6 protein-coding genes are annotated in these 3628 nt (G+C 39.9%); 1 reads left to right on the top strand and 5 read right to left on the bottom strand.

Annotation, left to right across the window (positions count from 1 at the left end):
- On the bottom strand, positions 1 to 624 hold a 624-nt coding region (locus tag AC52RT_RS13295), incomplete at its 3' end, for a cytochrome c biogenesis CcdA family protein (RefSeq protein WP_495541189.1).
- Positions 625 to 878: 254 nt separating this feature from the next.
- Between AC52RT_RS13295 and AC52RT_RS13290 the strand changes: the two genes are divergently transcribed.
- Positions 879 to 1034 carry an aspartyl-phosphate phosphatase Spo0E family protein gene (locus AC52RT_RS13290; protein ID WP_081704894.1) on the top strand — a complete coding sequence of 52 codons (156 nt, stop codon included), beginning with the start codon at positions 879 to 881 and terminating at the stop codon, positions 1032 to 1034.
- A 123-nt stretch (positions 1035 to 1157) separates the two neighbouring features.
- On the opposite strand, the gene AC52RT_RS13285 is transcribed toward AC52RT_RS13290, so the two are convergent.
- The 4 genes from AC52RT_RS13285 to AC52RT_RS13270 form a co-directional block, all read right to left on the bottom strand.
- On the bottom strand, positions 1158 to 1577 hold the full coding sequence (locus tag AC52RT_RS13285) for a MaoC/PaaZ C-terminal domain-containing protein (RefSeq protein ID WP_495541188.1): 420 nt from the start codon (positions 1575 to 1577) through the stop codon (positions 1158 to 1160).
- A 15-nt stretch (positions 1578 to 1592) separates the two neighbouring features.
- Positions 1593 to 2042: a MaoC family dehydratase N-terminal domain-containing protein gene (locus tag AC52RT_RS13280; protein WP_495541187.1), complete on the bottom strand. Its 450-nt coding sequence runs from the start codon at positions 2040 to 2042 to the stop codon at positions 1593 to 1595.
- Between the two features lie 30 nt (positions 2043 to 2072).
- On the bottom strand, positions 2073 to 2834 hold the full coding sequence (locus AC52RT_RS13275) for an SDR family NAD(P)-dependent oxidoreductase (protein ID WP_495541186.1): 762 nt from the start codon (positions 2832 to 2834) through the stop codon (positions 2073 to 2075).
- 78 nt (positions 2835 to 2912) lie between these two features.
- Positions 2913 to 3628, bottom strand: a 716-nt coding sequence (locus tag AC52RT_RS13270; protein ID WP_495541185.1) for a class I adenylate-forming enzyme family protein, incomplete at its 5' end; no start/stop codon positions are given.

Below are 3628 nucleotides of genomic sequence, written 5' to 3'. Positions count from 1 at the left end.
TACAATCATAAGGTAACCGCCGACTTGCATAATGTAATGATTATACTTCTTAATCCACTTCATCCTTCCGATAAAAAAGGAAAGAACGAAAAACGGAATGGCAAATCCGAGAATATAAGCTAGCATATAGACCATTGAGGAACCAGGATTGCTTGCTGCCAATCCAATTACCGCCATCAAAATAGGACCCATACAAGGTGTCCAACCTGCTGCAAACGCAAGACCAATCAATACCGATCCAAAATAACCAGACGGTCGATTTTTAAAATCAACGCGGCGCTCTTTCATTAAAAATTCAAAATTTAATGCCCCAATTATCACTAAACCAAAGAAAACAATTAAAATAGCACCAATTTGACGGATTAAATCTTGATATTTAGAGAAGAATTCACCAAAAATCGTTGATGTGGCTCCTAATGCGACGAAAACTAATGAAAAACCAATTAGAAAAAATAAAGTATGCAGCAAACTGCGTTTTTGAAGCATAGCATTCTCAGACTTAAGCTGACCAACACTCATTCCGGTTATGTATGAAAGAAAGGCTGGATAAAGCGGCAGACAGCATGGAGAAATAAAGCTTAAAAATCCCGCTCCAAATGCTAAAAATACGTTTACATCATTCAAGATAGTCAACTCCTATTTAATATCTACCATCATTCTAACAAAGCAAAGAAAAAAAAGATATTTAACGTTTTGTGAACAATCTTAATCTGGCATTCTTATTATTTATATGTCGTGTTAAAATAATAAGATGTAGTTTAAATGATTTGAATATATTTCCATATGATATTATACTAGTACTAGCCCATTAACTGTAAGGATTCACTGCCCCTGCGGCTAACATTCTGCAGGAACAGTTCCAGAAAGGATAAGCAGCTGTGACAAAAAATGAATTACTTGAGCATATCGAAAATAAACGAACTGAACTGCAAAATATTGTTTTAAAAAACGGTTTAGATTCCCATATAACCATCCTGTACAGTCAAGAATTGGATCAGCTGCTTAATCAGTATGACCATTCTTTCTTACGATAAATAATCTTTAACTCTCTGGAAATGAAAAATAATAGAGAGGCACTTGTCCTCTACGTGTAAAAACCCACGAATTAGTCAGTTCGTGGGTTTTTATCGTTTCTCTTACTTGACCATATCTACTTCTTAAAAGTAATGAACGAGGCATACTCCAGACGTAACTTTCTCACCATGTTGGTTGCGAACAATTACCTCGAATTCTGTTTGTTGACTATCATCTGATACTGAACTGACTTTTCCACTGCACGTAAGTGTATCTCCAGGCTTAGCCATTCGGCTGAAGCGAACTGAAATCTTTTTAATATCACCATGTTCAGCAATAATCTCTCTAACATACTTCCCGATAAAGCCCATACTTAACATTCCGTGAGCAATCACCCCATCAAGGCCTGCCTTTTCAGCGAAGCTATCCACAGTATGCAGCGGATTAAAGTCACCTGATGCCCCTGCATATTTAACAAGCTGTACTCTTGTGATAGGCGGATTTACTAGCTCTGGAAGCTCCTGCCCTTCTGTTAAACGCGAAAATAAAAGCTGTTGTGTCATTCTATTCCCTCCCCCTTATAAACTTTGGCGGTAAACAATTGTTGATTTGCAGGTAACGACTGGCTGCTTATCAATATCTTTTGCTCTTGTTTCGACAACGATAAAGGTCATGGCCCCTGAATTCCCTTTCCGATCAAAAACATTGGTAATCTCACTTTGAACCCAGTACTGTGCACCAGGTCTAATAGGGCGGTGAAATTCATATTCCTGTCCACCATGAAGGACTCGGCGCATCTCAAAGCCTTCTATGCCGTCAAGTGGACTTTCCTTTCCCATCGTCAAGGTAGTCGCAAACGTCGGAGGTGCAATAAGGCCATTAAACGCTGTGTCAGCGGCGAAATCTTCATCTACGTATAAAGGAGAATCATCACCAACTGCTTCCACAAACCGCTTGATATGTCCTTTTTCAACCTCATATTGGTATATCTCTGTTTTTTTTCCTATCAAACTTTGATCAATGGCCATCTATCATTCTCCTTTCATTAAAATAATTGCTTAAATGGTCGGTCTCCCTGCTACGTATAATGTCTGTCCCGTCACATATGAAGCTTCTTCTGAACATAAAAATGCCGCTGCATTTGCAATATCTTCCGGTTCTCCAGCCCGTTTAATAGCCAGCTGTGACAGTGACCCTTGAATCATTTGTTCCAAGGTAATTCCCATTCTCTCAGCTGTAGCCTTCGTCATTTCTGTTTTAATAAAGCCAGGTGCAATAGCATTGACATTAATGCCAAATGGTCCGAGTTCCAAAGACATCGTTCGAGTTAATCCTTGAAGTCCAGCTTTAGCGGCAGAATAGTTTGCCTGTCCGCGATTGCCAAGTGCAGAAGTTGATGATAAATTAACGATCTTTCCGTACTTTTGGGCTACCATATGTTTTTGAGCTTCACGCGAGCATAAGAAGCTCCCCTTAAGATGGACATCCATAACGGTATCCCAATCGGATTCTTCCATTTTAAACAGCATATTATCACGGATAACCCCTGCATTATTCACGAGGATATCGAGCTTACCGAACTCTTCCACAACTTTGTTAAATGCTGCCTCCACTTCCTTAGCGTCTGCAATATTTACTTTCAAAGCAATTGCCTTTCCACCTTCATCCTTGATTTCCTGTGCCAGCATACTTGCACCATCATAATCTACATCCAAAACCGCAACTGCTGCACCTTCGCGGGCAAACTTCCGAGAAATAGCTGCTCCGATTCCTCTAGCTCCTCCAGTTACGATGGCTGACTTTCCTGTAAAACGATTCATAGTTTCTCTCTCCTTCATCATGGATGTTATTATATTCGATTACACTGTTTCTAAATCCTGCCGAATACTTGTAAACGATTACATTTTATTCGGTACACTCGACACCTCTTTTCCGCTAACGGATGAACGCAGGTGATTTTTTAAAATTTTCCCAACCCCATTCCGAGGAAGTGCATCAAGAAATACAATTTTCGTAGGTGTTTTATTTTTAGCAAGGTGTTCTTGACAGTATGCTATTAATTCTTGTTCAGTCAATTCACCTTCTGGATTCTTTACCACACATGCTACCACCTGCTCACCCATTTTTTCATCCGGCAAGCCAATTATCGCTGCTTCTGAAACTCCTTTATGCTGATTTAATATTTCTTCCAAGTCCCGAGGATAAATATTAAATCCGCCCCTTATAATTAAATCTTTTTGACGGTCAACAATGAATAGATAGCCATCTTCTTCTATTTTCCCTAGATCTCCAGTATAGAGCCACCCATTCTTAATGGTCTTTTCCGATTCCTCCCGGTTGTTGTAATATCCAGGTGTAACATTATCTCCACGGACCACCACTTCACCTACTTGGCCAACTGGAAGTTCTGTGCCATTTGCAGCAATAATTTTGAGCTCTACTCCAGGAATGGGTATACCAACAGATCCAGGTTTGTATTCCATTCCCTTGCGCTGTGCAGTAACAATCGCTGAGGCTTCTGATAAACCGTACCCTTCATGAATATCTGCTTTGAATTTCTGTTGAAAGGCTTGAATAACACTTATTGGCAGCGGTGCCGAGCCCGAACCAATGT

This window comes from Peribacillus sp. (assembly GCF_059453735.1).
The sequence above is the reverse complement of the archived record's forward strand: the minus strand, read 5'-3'. Positions and strand labels throughout refer to the sequence as shown.

Coding starts and splice junctions, on each gene's coding strand:
- AC52RT_RS13285 (WP_495541188.1), bottom strand. CDS start 1,577: ATGACACAACAGCTTTTATTTTCGCGTTTAACAGAAGGGCAGGAGCTT.
- AC52RT_RS13280 (WP_495541187.1), bottom strand. CDS start 2,042: ATGGCCATTGATCAAAGTTTGATAGGAAAAAAAACAGAGATATACCAA.
- AC52RT_RS13275 (WP_495541186.1), bottom strand. CDS start 2,834: ATGAATCGTTTTACAGGAAAGTCAGCCATCGTAACTGGAGGAGCTAGA.